This window comes from Bacillus sp. AY3-1, assembly GCF_008368785.1.
Classification (GTDB): domain Bacteria; phylum Bacillota; class Bacilli; order Bacillales; family Bacillaceae_G; genus Bacillus_A; species Bacillus_A wiedmannii.
Genome location: NZ_QORZ01000002.1, coordinates 46,122 through 67,078, shown reverse-complemented (window position 1 = coordinate 67,078; position 20,957 = coordinate 46,122). Strand labels below are relative to the sequence as shown.

Below are 20,957 nucleotides of genomic sequence, written 5' to 3'. Positions count from 1 at the left end.
AATATGAATTTTAATCCCAAGTTATTTAGAATATATTCTTTAAATTTGTACATTATAGACTGAGAAAGTATTACTTGTAGTTAGGGTGTTCCAAATGAATTTTAGAAACCTACTTTCTTTATTACGGAACATTTTCAGAAGCATTTTTTCTTTGGTAAAAAATATTTCAAAAAATCCATTCATTTTAAGGAGGCATATTAAAATGGGAGTATTAAGTGGTAATCCCCAAAATGAACCAATGCATTACGGAGAAGTCTTTGCAATTTGGAGTTATCTTGCAGGGGCACAAGGTGCAATTGCTGGTTACCAAGTTCTTGTCAATCATACTGGAGACGAGGACTTAAAAAAGTTTTTAGAAAATCTTATAGAAAATGATATCCAATCAGAAGTTGAAGAACTAAAAAACTTGTTAAAATCAAACGGTGTGGCATTACCACCAGCACCTCCAGAGCGTCCAGTTGCATCTATTGAAACAATCCCTCCTGGTGCTCGTATTAATGACGCAGAAATTGCAGCTAAAGTTTCTATGGATCTTGCTGCTGGACTAGTAGCATGTAGCCAAGCGATGGGACAATCACTTCGAGAAGACGTAGGAATGATGTTTGGACAATTCCATATGAAAAAGGCACAAGCAGGTGCTACTTTACTACGGTTAAATAAGAAAAAAGGCTGGATTATTCCTCCTCCTTTACATGTTCTTCAATCTGATCAAGCATAACATGGCGTAAGCGGTTAACTTTTGTTAACCGCTTCGTTGTATTTACCTGTCCTTTTAATAATGGAGATTAAAGATAGTTCTAATAATTTTAACTTTATGATTTAGATACTGTGATACGAATAATGTACAAAAGCAATGGAGAAATTAATACATAAGAAAGGAGGGGAAATTTATGAAGAAAAAATTATCATCTATTTTAAGTGTTTTAGCACTATCTATTATGTTTTTAGGCACATCTGCCCAAGCTGAATACGATGGAAATCATATGAATAGAGTTAATAACACTGATATGTCAACTCGAGTTAATGACAATAACTTGAACAGAGTTAATGATAATAACTTGAACAGAGTTAATAATGATGTGAGAACTCGAAATGTAAATACGACAAATGATTTAAATAATAATCATGATAGAAATAATAATTGGGCTTGGCTCGGTTTATTAGGTCTAGCAGGATTATTAGGTCTTAGAAGAAGAGACAAAGAAGTACGTTAATCTAGAATGTTTTTCGTAAACAAGTACTTATTTATCAAAATTGTATAATGAATATAAATCGCCTTTTTAAAGGCGATTTATTATTTGCTTAAAAATAGTATATGTAATTCACACATCAACATATTTTCACTTATGATTAAACCTATTAAATTACATTTATTTAAATACCAAAAATCAAACCCCTAAAATGTTGTTATAGTTAGATTCGTGGCGTTAATCCATACAATATAAATTGAATCGTATTTTCAATTTCCACTTCATCATCCCATTTTTCTTCAGGCAATAATAAAAATCGTGTTAATAGTAAACCTAATACAGCTGATAAAGTAAGACGTAATACAGAAGATGGTGGTATCTCAATAATTTCTCCTTTATCTTGAAACTTCACAATCAACTTTTTGAAATGTGAAAACAGTTCCGTTTCTACTAATTGTTGTATTTCATTTTTTAGCTCTGGTTGAAATGGTACTTCTTGAATTAATATTTTAATCATAGGAAAGTGCTTTTGAGCAAATTCAAATCTATTATGAATGACAACTCGTAAAAGTCCCTCATATGATTCATACTTCGATTTAAATATTTCCTTTGCAAAGGCTTGTACGAAAAATGGTGCAGCAAACTTTGTTAATGTCGGCATGACGACTGCTAACAATAAATCTTTTTTCGTTTTATAGTAGCGGAAGATTGTTCCTTCCGCTACACCAGCACGCTTTGCAATTTCACTTGTAGAAGTTGATGCATATCCTTTTTCTCCAAACATATCAACAGCTGCCTCTAAAATACGCATTTGACGTTCATTTCGTTTATCCGTATTAGTTGCGGCAATTAATTCATCCAACCAATCCTTCTTCATCTATAATGCCCCTTTGTATCATCATTATATTTTCCGATGTTTCTTTAATGCAAATACATTCCCTATTGCAAATAATAGAGAAAAAAGTAGTAATACAGTTAGATCTAACGCAATCTCTGTAAATCCTTGATTTCGAATCATCACTTGTCTCATTGCGTCAGCTCCATATGTGAGCGGAAATAATTTCCCTAACATTTGTAGCCACTTATTCATAGATTCAATTGGAAACAACCCAGAAAAGAAAACTTGTGGCACAATGACAAGCGGTATAAATTGAATCATTTGAAATTCATTATTTGCGTATGCTGATAAAAATGTCCCTAAAGTTAGTGCTGTTAAAGAAAGCATACATGTAATAAGTAGCGTTAGCCATATGGAGCCAGCTACATACAAGTCTAAAATATAAACTGAAAAATTCACGATTATAATTGATTGTATAAATGCAAAGATTCCAAAACCAATAATATATCCTACAACTATTTCCCATCTTCTCACTGGAGTGGACAATAACCTCTCTAATGTACCACTTAAACGTTCTCTAACAAAGGAAACTCCAGACAATATAAATACAAAGAAAAATGTAAAGAAACCAATCAATACGGGACCAAGCCCATCAAACATTGTAAAGTCTTTAGAGCCATGTAAGTAATTTACTTCAGGCTTCATAACTGATACTTCATTCTTTTCTGTACTCTTTTGTAAAACTTGAAGTACAGCACGATTTTTTGATGAATCACTTCCTTCTAATAAAAGATTCATTTTCCCATTCTCTAAATAAATTACTGCATCTACCTTTTGCAGTTCTAACTCTGAAATTGCTTTCTCTTTGCCGTATTCATAAATTGAGGCTTCTTGAGTTTTCATTGTTTTTACAATAGGAGCAGGCACATCAACTACAGCAATATGCGGTACATAGTCTTTTTGTGTAAACACTAGAGACAATAACCAAAGTAATAACATTGGTGCCCCAAACATCATCGCTAACGAACGTTTATCTCGAAAAAATTGGCGAATAATACGAATGATCACACCAGTAACTCTCATGATAGGGCCACCTCTTCCAACAAAAAGACATCTTCAATCCGTCCTGATGATACCCGTTTTTTCAATTCTTCAGGTGTTCCAGTCGCAACTAGTTTTCCTTCTCTAATCAACCCTAGACGCTCACAAAACTCAGCTTCATCCATAATGTGCGTCGTTACAATAATAGTTGTGCCTTTCTTTTTCAAATCATAAAATTTTTCCCAGATTGTTTTTCTAAGAAGTGGATCTATCCCCACTGTTGGCTCATCTAAAATTAATATTTCAGGTTCATGAAGGAGTGCTATCGCTAATGATAAACGCTTCTTCATCCCACCTGAAAAATGCTGCACTTGCTGTCTTATATGTTGTGATAATTGTACAAGGTCAAAAACCTCTTCGATTCTTTCTTTTTTATGTTTTCCCTTTAATCCATACATCGTTGCAATAAAATCTGCATTTTCATATGCTGATAGTTCTTCATATAATGCATCAGCCTGAGCCATATAACCAATTCTTTTCATTTCATTTAAATTAGGCATGTTCGTGTTGTATACAAGCACTTCACCTTTCGTTGCCTCATTAATACCTGCAATCAATTTAATAAGAGTCGTTTTCCCTGAACCTGAAGGCCCAACTAAACCAAATATTTCTGCTTTTTCAACTTGCAATGAAAGATTGTGTAACACTTCTTTTTTCCCAAAACTTTTTGATACAGTCCGTAAAATAATGGCAGGTTGCTGCACGTATTCTTCCCCCTTATCTAAAATGAGTGAGTACTCACTTTTATTTTACTCTTGCGTAATTATATGTCAAACTTCATTGATTAGTATGTATTTTCAATCTTAAACAATGAAACAGAGTCGACATTAGAATATCATTTCTTAAAGTCGACTCTGTTTCATTTAAATTATATATTTTATTTTACGTTTTCAAATTCATATATTTCCTAATTCTAGCAACATCTAAAGAATATTCGATAACTAATTGCTGTAACGGTAATATAACTGTGTCGGGATATAAATGGGCATATTGTAATGTTTCTGCATATTTTTCTAACCTTTTTTCTAAATACTTTATAATTTGATCAGGATGACTTACTAATAAACATTTACAATAATAATGTATTTGTTCCTCAATCGCCGTATACTCTTCAATTTCATATTCTTTATGCATGTGTACACCCCTTTATGTTTTTATACAGATTCCTTATCACACTTTTCACTCGACTAATTTTTAAGTTTTTTGATTATTTACACTATAACAAACTCTACGGGTCAAATTTTGTTACTTTATGTAACGTAGAAAATTTTTAACAAAATTGTAATGTTAACTTGTATAAATTACATATGGCTTATTTTTCTATACAAAAAATCGTACAGTTCAAGTTAACTGTACGACTACAAGTTCTGGTCTATTGAAAATCCTTTGCGGAATGATACTATTACCTAGTCCTCTACTTACTACCATAGACGTATTTTGTTTTTCATATAAACTGGTTGTATATTTAGGTAAAACACCTTGATTTGGAGCCACTAATTTGCTGATAAATGGTAACCTAAATTGTCCACCATGAGCGTGTCCTGATAAAACTATATCTATTTGCTCATCAGCATAATTCTGAATAAATTCAGGTCTATAGAATAAATCATCTATTTCTCCTATTTTAATACACTATCTAACTGTATTGCTCCTATATATAGATATACTCCTATGTAATCCGCAATTTTCCTTATCGGATAAATTAATAAAAATTATTTCCCTACACATTGCGATTACATGTTATATAAGGAAGCTCTTCTTTTTTCCATGCAAGAAATCCTCCCTTTAAATTCACTACTCCCTTTATACCTGCTCTTTGTAAAATACTAGCTGCTATAGCGGAACGCAATCCAGTTCGACATTGTAAAACTATTGGGCAATCTTTTGGTATACAATCTAGCTGCTTAAATAGATTTCCTAAAGGGATATGTATTGCATCATGAAGATGTCCTTCCTCCCACTCTTTTTTACTACGCACGTCGATTACCTTAACACTTCCACCTTTTATATGCGGATATAATTCGATTGATGTGTCTTCTTTGTAACTTTCTAATCTATTAAATCTTTGTATTACCTTTACAGGTACAAAAGCAATAATATTATCGAGCCCAATAGATTCAAAGTCTCTAATAACTTCCTCCACTCTAACCTTTTCCTCATCTAGAACGATTAAAGTTTCTGTTTTATAATCTAGTAACCATCCACACCAAGTTGTAAAGGAATTGTTATAAGGTATGTTAATTGATTTCTCGATGTGACCAGAAGCAAAACTCTCTACATCCCTTATATCAACTATTTGCTGAACGCTTGTCATAACTTCTTGAAGTTTTTCTACTGTATCAATAGCAATAACTTCTCTCTTCTTACGAATTGGAGGACCAGACTTATTTAAATTCTTCATTAATGAAAAATACTTTGGAGGCTCTGGTTGTCCCCTCAATAAAGTCGATACAAAATCACTTTCTTCATTACACTGAAATGCCCAATTGAACATCTTTTCATAACCTAATGTAGAAGTTGGAATTGCTCCTAATGCTTTTCCACATGCGCTTCCTGCACCATGTGATGGCCATATTTGCAAATAATCAGGGAGTATTTTTATTTTTTGTATAGAATTAAATAATTGTTTCGCTCCTATATTTGCAGTATTTTTCATACCTACAGCAGTTTCTAATAAATCCGGTCTTCCTATATCTCCTACAAATATAAAATCACCTGTGAATATTCCCATTGGCTTATCATTCGTATAATTATTTTGACTTGTATCAGTTACTAAAAAAGAAATACTTTCAGGCGTATGCCCTGGGGTGTGAATTACATTAAATTTTATATGACCTATTTTAAACTCTGTGCCCTCTCTAACCAATTTGTATCGACCTTCGTTAAGATATTGATATTTCCAATCACAATTTCCTTCATCAGATACATATAACTTTGCATGATAAAGATTAGAAAGTTCTCTAGACCCAGAAAGAAAATCTGCATGAATGTGAGTTTCAGCCGCAGCAATTACTTCCATTCCCTCTTTCTTAGCAAATTCTATATATTGTTCTATATAGCGACCTGGATCAATTACAATTGCTACGCCTTCCTTCTGACAACCGACCAAATAGGAAGCATGTGCTAATTTTTCATCATAAAAATATTTTAAAAGCATAGCTATTCCCTCCAAATAGTTATTTCAAATTACTTTTCAATTTGTATAACTGCTTTCTATCTTCTCCTATAGCATCCCTTTCAACATAAAATTCCAATACATATAGGGCAACATATATCTTTTAAGTAAAAACATACTATATCGTTCTTTCGCTTGATTAAACGGAAATGTTTCTTGAGGCTCATGTTCATAGTTAAATTCAGCGAGTATAAGACTTTTATAACCTGTAACAATCGGACAGGATGTATATCCATCATATTTAGCATGCAAGTCTCTTCCGTTAAGTACGTCCATAATATTTTGTTTTAAGACAGGTATTTGTTTTCGAATTGCCGCTCCAGTTTTAGAGGTGGGTAAATTGGTACAATCTCCAAGTCCGAAAATATTCTTATACTGTACATGCTGCAAAGTATAAGGGCTTATATCTACCCACCCCTGTGAATCACTTATCTCACTCTCTTTAATAAAATTAGGTGGCCCCATTGGTGGAACAACATGGATCATACTGTATGGTACAGTTTCTCTTTTCAGTGTTTGCGTATCTTCAAAAATTGCTTCTCTTTTTTCGGCAATAATTTCTACTAAGTTTTTATTATAATTCGTTATAATTTGCTTTCTTTCTAGTACTTGTTCTAATGTATTAGCATAACGTGGAACCTGAAATATATTAGCGTTCGCCGTATAAAACATTACTTCACTTTTGTTTCTTACACCGCTATTAGAAAAATACTCTTCTGCTAAATACATAATCTTTTGTGGAGCACCACCGCATTTAATAGGAGTGTTTGGGTGGGTAAAAACTGCATTTCCTCCTTTAAATTTTTCAATTTCTCTCCAAGTAGAATCAACATATTTATAAGAGTAATTGCTACAAACCCCATTAGTCCCAATAGACTCCTTCAAGCCTTTAATACCATCCCAATTTATTTGTATACCGGCTGCTACAATAAGAATTTCATACTCAAGCAGCAATCCATCATCTAACAGTAGCTTATTCTCTTTCGGAAACAACTTAACGACACTTTTAGGAATCCACGTTGCACCTTTTGGAATAAGCACTTCTTGATCACGCATCGTACTTTCCTTTGAAACAATTCCTCCCCCCACTAAACTCCATAGTGGTTGGAAATAATGTTTTTTTGATGGATCAATAATTGCTATATCTTCTTTCAATAGGGGTACATTTCGTAACAAATGTGCAGTAGAAGATATTCCTGCAGTCCCAGCACCAATTACAATAATTTTATAACTATCTCTGGTCTTCATTATCCTCTTCCCATCTAAATTTGATTTTTAAAACCACTAATTCGCAGCCGTATTTTCATTGTATTAACATTATTATAAGTTAAAAACACCACCTTTTTATCTGACTTAAATGAAAATTTTGTTAACTTTACCATCAATTTTACTTTATGCGTAAATCCCCTATGCTACTTCCATCTTTTATATTTTTCAATCTTAGCCTTTATTCAATCTTACTTTTATTTAATCAGATAGAGGAATTGTTAGTTAAATACGGGAGGTTTTTATAACGCGCTAGGTATTCATGTGAAAGAATTACTAATTACATGGAAATTAGCTCCGACTCATATTCAATTGAGTGAAATTATTGAGGTTACCGAAGATAATATATGCTGATGTTGAAAAAGGAGAAGTAAACCTTATTAGTAAAGTAGAATTATCTATTATTTTCAATGAAATAGCTCTTTTAAATATAATAAATGCATAAGTATTACTGTATTGATTAATTTTAAAAATAACCAAATTTGGACTCTAGTTCTTAAACAATACAAAAAACAACGAAAAAGAACACACCTTTTTGCATTATACAAGTGTGTTCTTTTCTTTTTTTAGTTTTAATTGCTATAATTCTTAGCCTATAGTAACTAAATTAAATTATTTTACACCGACCTGATTCCAAGCATTTTCTATAGCTTTATACGTTACACTATCATAACCATCATAATCAGCCGCAGATTGTAATAAAGCAGTACGAGCTTGTTTAAAGTCGCTAGTTGGAGTCAAATATGTTGTTAACGCACGATAATAGATTTTTTCTGCCTTTTCTTTACCAATAGAATTAATTGTCAGATATGCAGCCTTATTCGGAATACCGCTATTTATATGCACTCCACCATTATCTCCTTCTTCAGTTTCTGGAAGATATTGATAGTTTCTCATATGAGCAGGCTGTCCATATTTCTCAGGATTTGATAAGCTTCGCAGTGCGTCCCCAGAAACACCAGGTGTAAATACAGCATCTCCTACATCCCAATTGGTAGGATCAACAAAATAGCCAAAAACATCAGAGAAAGATTCATTTAATGCACCTGATTGATTTACGTAACGAAGATCAGCAGAATACTCTGTAACAGCATGAGTTAATTCATGTGCCACAACATCAAGAGAACCAGAAAGCGGAATAAATCTGCGACCATCTCCATCCCCATATATCATTTGCTGGCCATTCCAAAATGCGTTATTTACGTTAACTCCATAATTCACAGCCGAGCGAATTGTTTTACCTTTTCCATCAATACTATTACGATTATGAACGTTTTTATAATAATCATAGACTTTTCCTGCATGATAATGGGCATCAACTGCTGGCCCTTGATCTTTATTTGTCCAAGCATTATCCTCATCAAATAGACGATAATTTATTGGATAATCTTCATCACTATGATTAACTGTAAATGTTTCAATGTAGCCACCATTCATAGGTTTTGTTATGTCTTTTAAGTAGTATTTTCCCTTTACACTACTAAAAGTTGTATTCAATTCTTTTTTATCACCTAATACCCCATATCCGTAGCCTTTATGAGCACTATCTGCATCTGTAACTGCATTATATGAATCTACAATTGTTCCATCTTCCGCATTAACATAGATGTGCCAGTTAGCACCATAAGGTTTAATAAATTGTAGTTTCACTTTAAACGTTAAATAGTATGTTCCATCTTTTTCATATACAACTAAATCTGCTGTTTCATTAGTAGACTCTAAGTTTTCTTTTATCTGATCTAATGCATTCCCGTCCATTTTTACTAGCGTATCAATTTTTGTAAGTTTAATATGTTTCCAAGCATTTGAAAGTGCTGTTTCCTTTGTAATCTTTGCTTTTGTATTCCCCTTTAAACTCTCCTCTGCAGCTGGATGGACATCTCCATTGACCGTTGTTACTTTCCCCTCTTTATCTGTATGTACAATAAATTGTGCACCGTCAACAGGTATTTTATTTATAGATCGTGTATAAACATAATGTTTCATACCTAAATCATCTGATTTCACTTCTTTAAGTGTTAAATCTTTTGTGGATTTATTTTAAATAATTCTTTATTTTCTTCAAGAAACTCTTTTACCGCTTTTTGAGTCTCTACCTTTTTATCAGATAAATCACCTGAAAGAAATGATGGACTTCCCTGTTCCTCATTCCAATTTTTTTGTAGTACCTCCATTTTATCCATTGCTTCTTGTTGAGAGACTTGTTCTTCTGCAAACGCAGTTGAAAAAGGAGCACCTAACATTGTTCCCGCAGCAAGCAATGTAATAACCGTTTTTTTCATTCGTTTTCCCCCTTCAATATGAGTAATTTAAAAGATATAATTGCAAAATTTAATATACAATTATTTTTGGTTTTTTTGTATAAATATGAATAATTGTATATTATTAATTTATTAATTTATTAAGATATAAATTACTTATAAGGGTACTAACCCATCGCTATCAAGCTATGCTCATACAACATCAATTAGAGTAGAGGCTATTTTCTTTTCGTGTCGATGAGATTTTTCGCCCGTTTTGCTGTAGGAGGCTGAACAGGCGAATTAGAATCTTTGATAGCTCTTGGGTATCTTTCTGTATAGCTTGGAAAAGAAGAAGAAAATAATCTTTAATCATATATATGGCCTTATATTCACTCAGTTCTCGTTTCTTTTTAAATAAGAAGTAATTGCCATATTTGAAACATGATAGAAGAAAAAAGTAAGATGGTTGTCAGTTGTCCATACACATAAAGCGATTAAATCTTTTGCTTGGTATTTACTGGTTCGTTGAACAAAATCAACATCTCTAGCAAGATTCCGTAAGGCATTTGGAGAAAAAAACCTTGAATTTCTTGAGCAGATAGTTGTAATTCGTCAAACACAGAAACAGACACAAAAAACGCCATCCTTTCCTATGATTTAAAGAAAGAACAGCGTTTTTTTTAATTTTATGGAGAACTAATTATTTCTTTTTTTATAATAAGAAAGGAGATTTATTATCATATTAATTAAACATATAAAGATAAGTGAGTACTTAAAAATAGTACTTTTATAGTTTCCAAAAAACAAAAATAGTATAGCTAAAAGTGATATTATGCTAATAATTAAATGATACATATATTGAGACTGTTTCTTCATTAATCATTCCTATTATTCGTTTAATATAAATATAAAGATTATATATTATCATAGAGGAGATTAAAATAAACAAAATATGCCTATTGCATATCTAATAGCAAGATACCAATGCATACCTCATTAACTAAAAAATAACCTGACCTTTCAAAGAAGTTTCTCTTCTCCCTAATCTCCTGCGAGACCATATTTTTTCATTGAAATTTTCCATATCTTATTTGATTTATTTATTCTGTAACACCGGATTGGGTTACTTTTACATCAGCTGTTACACGAAAACGTAAATGTTTATAGGATTCTTCCCATTCTTGACTGTTCCATTTTCTTACGTGAGTTCTACCGAGCTTTCTAAGTCCTATAGGATCTGTGCCTTTTTTAATAAATCTCTTTATCAATGTAGTTGCTTTTTTTTCTATTTCTGTTTCCATAATTTTTTCTAATTTTTTTATTTCTTTAGGATTATCTAGATTTTTGGTTTTTGTAAATTCTTGAATTTCAGCTTTAACTTGAATATGAGCATTTACGAATGGATGCTTACTATTCCCCTCCATCTTATATTTTGTTCTAGCTTTTATATTCTCTATCGTGGCGTAAGTATTTGAAGAACTAGGTAGTTTGAATTGGTAAGTACCTTGTTTAAATTTATCTGTCAACAATTTAAATACAAATAAATCTTTAGGGTTAACTTTATCAACCATTTTACATCTTTTAAAAAGTGCTATTCCATTTAACTCCAACACGTTCCCTTTTTTAGATATCATCGGCAAATAGGAATCCCTCGCATCATCATCAAGTTGATTTAAAAACATAAAAAAGTTTGTTTTTGGTTGCGTCCCATTGTTCATATTTTGCTCCAGTAAAGAGGATAGATAGGAAGCAATTTCTTTTTCTTTAGAATAGTTCCCCTTTAATAGTGATTCCCCTTTTACATTTGTAATTGCTAAATAAATTGCATTTCCTACACTAGGATTTCGGTTCAAAGTCTCTAAAATTTCCTGCATTCCCTTTTCAATTATTTTTTCATTAAATATAATAACACGCAATTGACCCAACTCTAGAGGTCCAGAAGATTTTTCGGATGCCCTTGCAAGAACTTCTCTACCAGTCTGGCCTGATGCTGAATAGATTTTTGTTTCACCTTCTCCGCCTCCTTTATAAGCTGAAATCGCAAAGGTTCCTTTTAGCTTACCTTCTGCTTCAGTATCATATGCCGCAACTTGAACTAAATCAATGTCATCCACAATTTTTGTTTTAGCACAACCTATTAAGAAGACACTTAATATAAGGAAAAGTATCCATCTCTTCATGTTTATCTCCTTAACTTTATTTTGGCGGTTTGAATTAGCCATAGTACAGGTAGGTATACATATATATATACAAAGCCAATTTGACCTGTCCAAGTATTTAATAAGTTAATTTTATTACGGTTATTCAAGAAAAATGATAAAACAAAGATGAATACGATGATAACTGGCAAAACATATTTTTGCTTTATTCCCAGTGCCTCTTTTATACCACGACTTACTCCCCATAATGTAAAGGAAACATTAGGTAATATAAAAAAAGCCCAAACAGAAACAATAATGTATTCAAACCGCTCTATAAAGGGAAATTGTATAATTTTAATCATGCTTAAATATGCCCAGATCGCGTTCGCGAGTTGTTTTTCACTAAAAAACGCAAGAGTTAAAACCATAAGGTATGTGTAGACAATAGTCGTTACTAAATTTGCATAGTGCGCATATTTTTGAGACTTTTTTGCCTTTCTAATAAATGGGTAGTACAACAATAACATTTCAAATCCAAAAAAACTAAACATATTTCCTTTCATTCCTTTCATAATTTCTAGGAATGAATGCTGTGCAATTGGAAATAAATTCCGGAAATCTGCATACTGCAAAGGATAAAAAAATGTAAAGATTAGAATGCTTGGGATAACGATTCCAAAGAAGCCAATTCCGACAACTACACGAAACCCTCCAGTCACAATGTAATAACATAAGCCTAAAAAAGCCCCCGCTATAACCCAAGATGAAATTGAAGGAAACATCCAAACATGTACTACTTCGATATAAGTATGTAGTGTTATTGCACCTAACAATACAATATAGGATAAAAAAATGAAGTTGAACAATCCACCAACCCATTTTCCAAATACGTTTTGATTGATTGCAATGATGTCTCCATTACCCTGATTTAAAATCTGATATATAATCCAAATCATAAGATTAACAGATATTCCAAAAAGTAGCGTACTAATCCACGCATCATTTCCAACTAACTTTGCACCAATCCTTTCAAAACCAAGCATACCAACCCCCATCTGTATAGTAATAATCGAAAAAAACACCATATATGGAGATACTTGATACTCAATCGGGATCTGTTTCATAATGCTCCTCCATGCTAAATTCAATCATCAAAATCATTTCGTGATAAGATTTTATTTTTCTCTACCTCTTCTGGATTAAAACGAAAACGCTGTTTAGATCTTGAAAAAATCGGACGTCGGAACATCGCTGAGATTGGCATACGTATAATGCTGTCTTTCCAATCTGTAGGGCGTGTAGGATAAAAAGGGAACAAATAAGGACGACTTAATGATTCTGTACGTAATAAGCGTGCTAAAAGGAAAGAACTTGTTAAAACAATTCCTAATAAGCCCAACAGGTGTGCAGCCATTATAAAAGGAAAACGAATTACTCGAATTGTATTACCAATTCTATATATTGGTGCTGTAAATGAACTAAGAGCTGAAAGTGCAACAATGATAATTAGTACATTACTTGTAAGACTTGCCTCTACCGATGCTTGGCCAATTACAATACCACCTACTATACCGACAGTTAAACCCACTTTAGTTGGTAAACGTGCCCCCGCTTCTCTCAGCAATTCAATCGTTATTTCTAAAAAAAGTGCTTCAATTAATGGAGGAAAAGGTACTTTACTTCTCGATATGATTAACGTTTCAAGAAGCTCTTTTGGAATAAGCTCGTAATGATATGTTAATATCGAAACATATAATGGAGTCGTTAAAACAGAAAACATAAAAGCAAAAAGCCTTAACAGTCGAAAAAAGGAGGCAATAATCCAAGGCATGGTGTAATCTTCTGTCGTAGAAAAAAAGTCAATTAATGTTGTTGGCAGGGTGATAGCATAAGGTGAGCCATCTACAAAAAGTGCAATTTTCCCTTCTGCCAATACAGCTGCTACACGGTCTGGACGTTCTGTATTCAAAAATTGAGGGAATATGGAATTAGGATTGTCAGCAATTAATTGAATCAAATAAGTACTATCTAAAACATGGTCTGTTTTTATTTGACTCACTCGTTTTATAATTTCTTGTAGATTTTGATCATTTACAATTCCCTCAATAAATACAATTGCAACGGTTGTGTTAGAGAGAGATCCTACCTTCAATTCCTTCATTTGTAAATAAGGTGTTGGAAGCTTTCTACGTACTAAATTTAAGTTTACATCTAAATCTTCAACAAATGCGATTTGTGGACCCACGATATTGTATTCAATTTCAGCTTTTGTAATATCTCTTTTTTCTTTCTTTGACACATTTATTAACAAGCCATTTAATTTATCTGTATCGAACTGAATAAGTATATAGCCGTTTAAAATACTATCCTGAATATCTTTCATTTGATTTGTTACTTTTGAATTTTCAAAGGGTAAGATAGACTGAATATCTTGTAACGAATCGAAGCTCCTCTCTTTTATATAAGTTAAAACCTCTTCATGAAATATATTTATATCGATTAATGTTCTAAAATATGAAATGACTATAGCGGAATTCTTTGAAGCGATCTCCAATGTTATAAAATCTTTAGATTTTTTTAGCAATTGCATTAATTCCTGCAAAGATTTTATAGAGTGAATAGGTACTTTTTCATGTGGTTTCAATTGATAATACCCTTCCTTTCAAAAAGAAACTATATATAGTTTTTAGGAAATTTCTAATTTTAAAATTAGGGATAGTTATATGTAAATATGCTCATTGAAAATAATGCCTTTGGAAATAACTTAACCAAAAAACAGTTAAAAAATGTACTTAAAGTAAAAATAAGGAATGATTATAAACGAAATTATGATGTGGATTAGATGGTATATCCAGCATTTCGGAAAGTTCAAGCCAGCCAAATGTCATTGCTCGAAGAAATTTTTTAAAACGATAGCCGAGACAGAAAAAAGAATCTTAATAGGGTTCACTGTACATGCCTATCAACTTAAGAATTCAGAATTAACACAAAACGGTAAGGTGAGCTTTTTTGTTACAAGTTAGCAGAAAATTTCGTTTTGGGGTGCTATAAAATTTTAGCTTGATGCAATGTGACGCTACCCCAAAATACAAAAATCTCTTTCAAAAAAAGAAAGGCGCCTATGCACCTTTCTTTTTTAATTCACTTGTACTCTCTTCAGCATCCAAAATTCCTTCTGAATCACTTTAACGCATCATTGTACGGACCTAATTGCTTTTTAGAAAAGTAATGAATTGTCTCCTTACTTTTCAGTAACATATTTCCTTTTATAATTAAAAAATAGGTAGCTACTAGAAAATAGATTAGCCCTAATATCCAATCCAAATTTGTAGCTAAATTGTGTAAAAGAACATATCTCATATATGCATAACCAATTGGTACATGTAGTAATACAACCGCACCTAATCCTGGGTTGTATATTGTTTTAGCTTTTATATTCGCAAAAATACCATGCCATATGAATTGAAAAAATCCCATTAAAATAGGTCCCAACCCAAGCCATATAATATTTGGAAAGAAAACCGGAAGTAAATAAAAAACATACGCAATCAAAATATTTATTACCATAGCAGATTGCGTATTTAATGGATAGCGATCTGGTATATCACTTTTAAATATAACTACATTAAACAGACCAGCGAAATAACCTGGCCAACGATACTCTTCAAATTGATGCACTAAAATGGCTACAAAGCTTAACGCTAACAGTACCTTTATTTCACTCATTTCCCCAAAATTCGCGACTAAATAACCTAAGACAACAATAGCCATAACTAACCCTACATCACACCAGTGCTTTCTAAAGAAACTAATCATCTCTATCACCCACTCTCTCAATTTTTATAAAAATAGCGTTCAAATAGAAAATCAATTTGCTTTTCTACAGGCTGTATTCTTATATCTGCCCCTGATTCAAGAATTGGCATCATTAATGCTGGAAGAAAAATGGATCCGAATATTTGCACCGTCATCATCATTAAAATTTCCTGATCCGTTTCATTTGTTATTTCACTCAAAATATTCTTCACTTTACTAAAACCGAGCCTCTTCAAAAAATCTCCATATTCGTATTGAGATGTAAATACCGTAGTTCCCATTGCAAGAATTTTCCTAACTAACTCAGGGTATTGCCGAATTACCAGTACATAATCAAGTAAAAATATTTTTAATCTTTCTTTTGCTGGCACTTTAATATCATCTAAAATAGAAAAGGTGTCTTGAAAGCTAATTAATAAGATTTTAATTGTTTCACTAATCAATTTTTCTTTTGAGCCAAAATGGTAATTTACAAGCGCAATATTTGTATCCGACAATGCCGCAATTTTTCTTATTGTTACACTTTCGAAGCCTTCGTCTTTAATGAACTCCAATGTTGTATTTACAGAATTTTTAACTTTATCAATCTTTTTGGAAATTCCAAATATAATTATCTTTTTCACATTATAAGAATTTTTCTATAAATTTTTCATATTTTCTACTTTTTTGGCACTTTCATTACTGTAAGTGGAAATTTTTCTCATTTTTAAAATAATACAACCTAAACTAAATGCGAAAAGTGAAAATATCCCAAAAGTAACCTTTATAGTATTTAAGGACAGACTCCAGCTAATTAGAAAAGATACTAGTGCCCCCCCTAAACTGGCCGATGCAATAAATAAACTAGTCACTTCATCAATATTATTTTCCATAATACGGGAAGCTAAGATTAATGTTATTGGAAAAACACCCGCTATAACTAAACCAATAATGAAGATGATAAACAAATACATACCTGTACCTTGAACAAAGGGGAATAGAAATAATAGAATCACTAATGTAAAGCAACTAGATGTAATGTATGTCCAATAATTAAATTTATGAGCAAACTTACCTACAAGTATTCTTCCTATAACTATGGCTAGCCAAAAACAAGATATACTTACTGAACTGATTAATTCATTATTGGTAAGAATCATTATTGTAGATAAAAAATTTGCAAGATTGGTTTCTATGCCTGCATATAAGAATGCAAAAAGTGAAATAAATACTATAACTTTCATCTTTTCACTTTTAAATTTAAGAGTGAATGAGGAAAGGGATGCTCCTCCCTTTTCATTTTTTTGAGGAGAAAAATTTAGAAATTTTGTACGTCCAAGCATGTACCAAACAAATAGTGTAAAAATAAAGAATAGTAATATCCCATAAAGAATAAAATACCATTCATAAAATTTTGTAATATAATTAACTAGTAACGGAAATCCTAGCGCCCCAACCCCAAACCATACTTCGAGAATACTAAATTTAGCAGCACTATTCCTTTCTGCTGAAATAATAAAGGAACCCACCGTAGTTTCTAACAAACCTGCTCCATAGCCTAATACAAAGCAAATAACGGCTAAATATGCCCATTCTTTAATATATATAAAACCTCCTAGGACGATGGACATTACTAAAACACCTAATGTTATTGTTTTAAAATAATGATACTTTCTTACTAGTATGGGTGAACTTAGAACACCAAATAAAAAACCCGTAAATTGAAAAAATATTAAAACACCTAATTGATCAGGGGTTCTTCCATAATATTGTATTAATGAAGGAATTAAACTACCTATGCAAACATGTATTATTCCTACAATAAAATAAAACAAGCAACCATAATAAAATATTAACCGCACCTTTTCTCAACTCCAATCCAAAATAAAAACAGGGATTTAAGTAAAAGTTTTAAACCCCTGTTTTTACCATAAAACTAAATAGTTGCTACAGATCGTTCTTTATTACTACTGCTTTTATCAAAAAACATATCCAATATTACTTGTGAACGAAATCCATCTTCAAATGTTGCTACAGACTTATTTGGCCCACCTTCCGCAGCCTTAGCCCATTCTATAATTTCACTTCTAAAAGAATCAGACCATTCAAAAATCTCGTTTTCTGGATCGACTAGTAAAGGTAATGGTAACGGGATTTCATGTTTTTCCAATCCATCAAAGAGTATATATTTATTTGGCTCTTTAGAAGAATACTTATATTCTTTCTTCGTACCTATTACCTCTATACTAAAACCACAATCGTCAAGAAATGAACTTTTAGATGTTGTAATATTAACAAAAACCTTATTTTTCAATTGGCCATAAACCTCAGCATAGTCATCAACAAAAACTGGTTTACTTTCTTTTTCCTTAACATTTGTTTTAATTTTAGTTCGAACAGTATCCTCTCTAAAATCACTCTCAAATAAAAACCATAATAAATCTATTAGATGAATTCCTAAATCTCCCAAGGCCCCGCTAGTTCTATTACTTTGAAAATCATCTCGCCAAGTAAACGAAGTTCTCCTAAAAGCGCTATTCTTTTTAAAATGCAATCTTACCACTACTATTTCCCCTAATTCTTCATTTTGAATTAATTGTTTTAAAGCCTTAACATAAGATAGGTGGCGATAGTTAAACCCCATTGAAGCGACTAAATTAGTATTTTTTGCTATTGTCATCATGTATTTTGCTTCTTCACAAGAAATTGCCATTGGCTTTTCACATAACACATGTTTGTTTTTTAATAACGCTTGAACAGCTTGAGATCTATGACAAAAATTCGGTGAAGATATTATTACCCCATCAACTACTTCAAGTAACTCTTCATAGCTATTAAAAGCCTTCCCACCAAAATTCCCTACCAACTTTTGGGCATTCTCATTATTAACATCATACACTCCAAATAATTTACAACTATCAATAGTTGATAATGCTCTAGAATGAGCTCTTGCAATACTTCCTGCACCTATAATCCCAATATTCATTATATGAACATCCCCTTTTAATTAATAATGTGCTTTAGAGTATTTAAAATTCCAATCGAGTATTCACCTTCAGCTAACATTGAGTGTGTGTTTTTAGCTTCTTCTGTTGCATTTTCTACTAAATAACCATGTCTTACAGCTTGTAGCATTCTTAAATCATTCCCACTATCTCCAAAAGCAATGGCATTTGTTTTATCTAGTTCGTACTTGTCTAAAATAAACTTCACTATCTCATCTTTACCTGTTCCAAGTGGAATAAAATCTACATCATAGCAATTTTCTGGATCACCAGCTAGTGGATTACATTTGTTAATATTAACTCCCACTTGGAATATTTCTCCGATTTCTTCTATCTTTTCTAAATTCTTTGCATCAATAAATTCATTTTGCTCTTCATAATAAAAATTAAATTTGTACTTAGAACTTCCTAATTGTGTCTGAGGTCTTAAAAAAATTTCATATTTTGATTCTAGCAATTTAAGAATTCTTTCAATCTTTGAAGAATCAAAACCACCCTCTATAATTCTCTCCTCCCAAATTTGATCATCTATAGTAGTCCCATTACTATCAAAGTACGTTATTTCTGTACCTAATCCACTCGCCACAAAATGAGGAAAATACTGAATACCACCCTTTTTCATTTTTTCAACAATCGATTCTAAACTACTTCCCGTTACCCAACCAATTACTAAATCCCCTTTACTTCCTTGTTCATACAAATACTTTTCTAACAATTTCATATTGCTTCTTTTAGAATCATCCATGTTATGAGGATAATAAGTTTCATCAAAATCACAGAACACTACATATTTAGGCTTTTTAACCTGTGGTAGTCTTTCAAAATTTAAAGACTTTAAAACTTCATTATTTATTGACATTGAACAATCCCTCCAAAACGAAATTTTGCTCTTCTAACATCATATTTGGATGTAAAGGTAAATGTAATATTTCTTTATGAATTTGCTCTGTAATTAACATATTATTCTGCAAATCATTTTCCTTTACCCACTTGGTATTTTGTTTATGAGATAATACTGGATAATAAATATCTGTTTCAATGTTATACAATTGGTACAATTTATTTTTCAACTCGTCTCTTCTTCCATTTTCAATTCTAATCGGAAAAAGGTGCCAGACATTATCTTCTGTCATCGTAGGTAACTTAATTAATTCTCTATCCTCTAATTCCTTTAAACCACATATATATCGTTGAGCTAAATACGCTCTTTTTAAATTGTTGTATGATAAGTACTTAATTCTTTCCAAACCAATAGCTGCTTGCAAATTATCAATTTTAGAATTAAATCCAAAGTCTAATACCTTTTTATTTTTTTTATCAATTTCAAATCCATGATAACTATATTGATTGCAACGTATTGCAAGAGTTTCATTATCAGTAACTATTGCCCCTGCCTTACCACATACACCAAAATTCTTATATGGATTAAAACTAAGAACAATAATATCTCCATATTCTCCAAGATTTGAAGAACCAATAGCTTGACATGCATCTTCAATAACTCTTAATTGATATCCATCCGCAATTTCACGAATTTTTTTCATTTCACATTGTTTACCATACAAATGTACAGGTAAAATGCATTTAGTTTTTTTGGTTATAGCTTCTTCTATTTTAGATGGATCAATACAATAACTCTTCTGATCTATATCTACAAATATAGGTTTTGCTCCGACTGCTAACACGGCATTTTCAGTAGCAGCAAAACTATTAGCTGGCATAATTACTTCATCTCCCGGCTGAATACCAATAGATAACAATGACACTATAAGGGCATCTGTACCACTACTTGTTGCAATTACAAACTTTTTATTTAAATAATTTCCGATTACTTCTTCTAGCTTTGTTGAAAATGGTCCACTTGTAAATTGACCTGTCGGTAAGACATCTTTTAAAACTCCTATAATTTTTTCAACCTCATCTTGAGAAATCAACCGATTAACTGGCATAAATTCTATTTTCTGTATATTTTTTCTGCTATAATTGAAAATATCTTTTTCTATATCAATATCTATTTTCAATTTATTTTCCCTAAATAATTTCTCTTTCATCTTGTGATTCGGCAATATATTACTAATTTCAAATTCTTTTTCTTTTGTTTCCCCCTGTAGGCACTTTAATAAAGCTAAATTGTCTTTACTATGTCCAGAAATTGTAGTAAGAGTTTTCACGTTAAATCACCTCTAAGAAATTATTTTGAAAA

General features: G+C 31.8%; 17 protein-coding genes and 3 pseudogenes. 2 read left to right on the top strand and 18 right to left on the bottom strand.

Annotated features, from left to right (window positions below):
• The first annotated feature begins 202 nt into the window (after positions 1-202).
• Together DN389_RS00595 and DN389_RS00590 are read left to right on the top strand one after the other, a co-directional pair.
• Entirely contained in the window at positions 203-718 is a 516-nt protein-coding gene (locus DN389_RS00595; protein WP_000538613.1) for a DUF3231 family protein, read from the top strand.
• 172 nt (positions 719-890) lie between these two features.
• Entirely contained in the window at positions 891-1,214 is a 324-nt protein-coding gene (locus DN389_RS00590) for a WGxxGxxG family protein (RefSeq protein WP_087986149.1), read from the top strand.
• Between the two features lie 199 nt (positions 1,215-1,413).
• Here DN389_RS00590 and DN389_RS00585 read toward each other — a convergent pair whose 3' ends face one another.
• From DN389_RS00585 to DN389_RS00495, 18 genes and pseudogenes are all read right to left on the bottom strand, one after another.
• On the bottom strand, positions 1,414-2,067 hold the full coding sequence (locus DN389_RS00585) for a TetR/AcrR family transcriptional regulator (RefSeq protein WP_060488911.1): 654 nt from the start codon (positions 2,065-2,067) through the stop codon (positions 1,414-1,416).
• Positions 2,068-2,091: 24 nt separating this feature from the next.
• Entirely contained in the window at positions 2,092-3,111 is a 1,020-nt protein-coding gene (locus tag DN389_RS00580) for an ABC transporter permease (RefSeq protein WP_060488909.1), read from the bottom strand.
• The gene (locus DN389_RS00575) at positions 3,108-3,833 is read right to left on the bottom strand and encodes an ABC transporter ATP-binding protein (RefSeq protein WP_064056237.1); all 726 of its coding nucleotides are present in this window, start codon (positions 3,831-3,833) and stop codon (positions 3,108-3,110) included. Before DN389_RS00575 ends, DN389_RS00580 begins: the two co-directional genes overlap by 4 nt.
• A 178-nt stretch (positions 3,834-4,011) precedes the next feature.
• On the bottom strand, positions 4,012-4,263 hold the full coding sequence (locus tag DN389_RS00570) for a hypothetical protein (protein WP_000548621.1): 252 nt from the start codon (positions 4,261-4,263) through the stop codon (positions 4,012-4,014).
• Between the two features lie 207 nt (positions 4,264-4,470).
• Positions 4,471-4,734 (bottom strand): annotated as a pseudogene (locus DN389_RS00565) (metallophosphoesterase); the annotation flags it as partial.
• Between the two features lie 115 nt (positions 4,735-4,849).
• Positions 4,850-6,286 (bottom strand): MBL fold metallo-hydrolase, encoded by a 1,437-nt coding sequence (locus tag DN389_RS00560; RefSeq protein ID WP_060488905.1) that lies wholly within the window; start codon positions 6,284-6,286, stop codon positions 4,850-4,852.
• 66 nt (positions 6,287-6,352) lie between these two features.
• Positions 6,353-7,552 carry an FAD/NAD(P)-binding oxidoreductase gene (locus DN389_RS00555; protein ID WP_060488903.1) on the bottom strand — a complete coding sequence of 400 codons (1,200 nt, stop codon included), beginning with the start codon at positions 7,550-7,552 and terminating at the stop codon, positions 6,353-6,355.
• A gap of 630 nt (positions 7,553-8,182) precedes the next feature.
• A pseudogene (locus tag DN389_RS00545) lies at positions 8,183-9,852 on the bottom strand (M4 family metallopeptidase).
• 171 nt (positions 9,853-10,023) lie between these two features.
• Positions 10,024-10,301: pseudogene (locus DN389_RS00540) on the bottom strand (IS4 family transposase); the annotation flags it as partial.
• 612 nt (positions 10,302-10,913) lie between these two features.
• Entirely contained in the window at positions 10,914-11,993 is a 1,080-nt protein-coding gene (locus DN389_RS00535; RefSeq protein WP_000832863.1) for a Ger(x)C family spore germination protein, read from the bottom strand.
• A 2-nt stretch (positions 11,994-11,995) separates the two neighbouring features.
• The gene (locus DN389_RS00530; protein ID WP_149236719.1) at positions 11,996-13,078 is read right to left on the bottom strand and encodes a GerAB/ArcD/ProY family transporter; all 1,083 of its coding nucleotides are present in this window, start codon (positions 13,076-13,078) and stop codon (positions 11,996-11,998) included.
• Between the two features lie 20 nt (positions 13,079-13,098).
• Positions 13,099-14,598, bottom strand: a complete 1,500-nt coding sequence (locus DN389_RS00525) for a spore germination protein (protein ID WP_000802287.1) — start codon at positions 14,596-14,598, stop codon at positions 13,099-13,101.
• A 536-nt stretch (positions 14,599-15,134) separates the two neighbouring features.
• Complete coding sequence (locus DN389_RS00520) at positions 15,135-15,770, bottom strand: HXXEE domain-containing protein (RefSeq protein WP_098802097.1); 636 nt, start codon at positions 15,768-15,770, stop codon at positions 15,135-15,137.
• 17 nt (positions 15,771-15,787) lie between these two features.
• Positions 15,788-16,369, bottom strand: coding sequence for a TetR/AcrR family transcriptional regulator (locus DN389_RS00515; RefSeq protein WP_088122996.1), 582 nt, complete (start codon positions 16,367-16,369; stop codon positions 15,788-15,790).
• Positions 16,370-16,408: 39 nt separating this feature from the next.
• Positions 16,409-17,611, bottom strand: coding sequence for an MFS transporter (locus DN389_RS00510; RefSeq protein ID WP_060488895.1), 1,203 nt, complete (start codon positions 17,609-17,611; stop codon positions 16,409-16,411).
• Between the two features lie 74 nt (positions 17,612-17,685).
• Positions 17,686-18,735: a Gfo/Idh/MocA family protein gene (locus tag DN389_RS00505; protein WP_098190973.1), complete on the bottom strand. Its 1,050-nt coding sequence runs from the start codon at positions 18,733-18,735 to the stop codon at positions 17,686-17,688.
• Between the two features lie 17 nt (positions 18,736-18,752).
• Positions 18,753-19,613 (bottom strand): HAD-IIB family hydrolase, encoded by an 861-nt coding sequence (locus DN389_RS00500; RefSeq protein ID WP_098190972.1) that lies wholly within the window; start codon positions 19,611-19,613, stop codon positions 18,753-18,755.
• Complete coding sequence (locus DN389_RS00495; RefSeq protein WP_098190971.1) at positions 19,600-20,925, bottom strand: DegT/DnrJ/EryC1/StrS aminotransferase family protein; 1,326 nt, start codon at positions 20,923-20,925, stop codon at positions 19,600-19,602. The genes DN389_RS00500 and DN389_RS00495 overlap by 14 nt, the downstream gene beginning before the upstream one ends.
• Between the last annotated feature and the right edge of the window lie 32 nt (positions 20,926-20,957).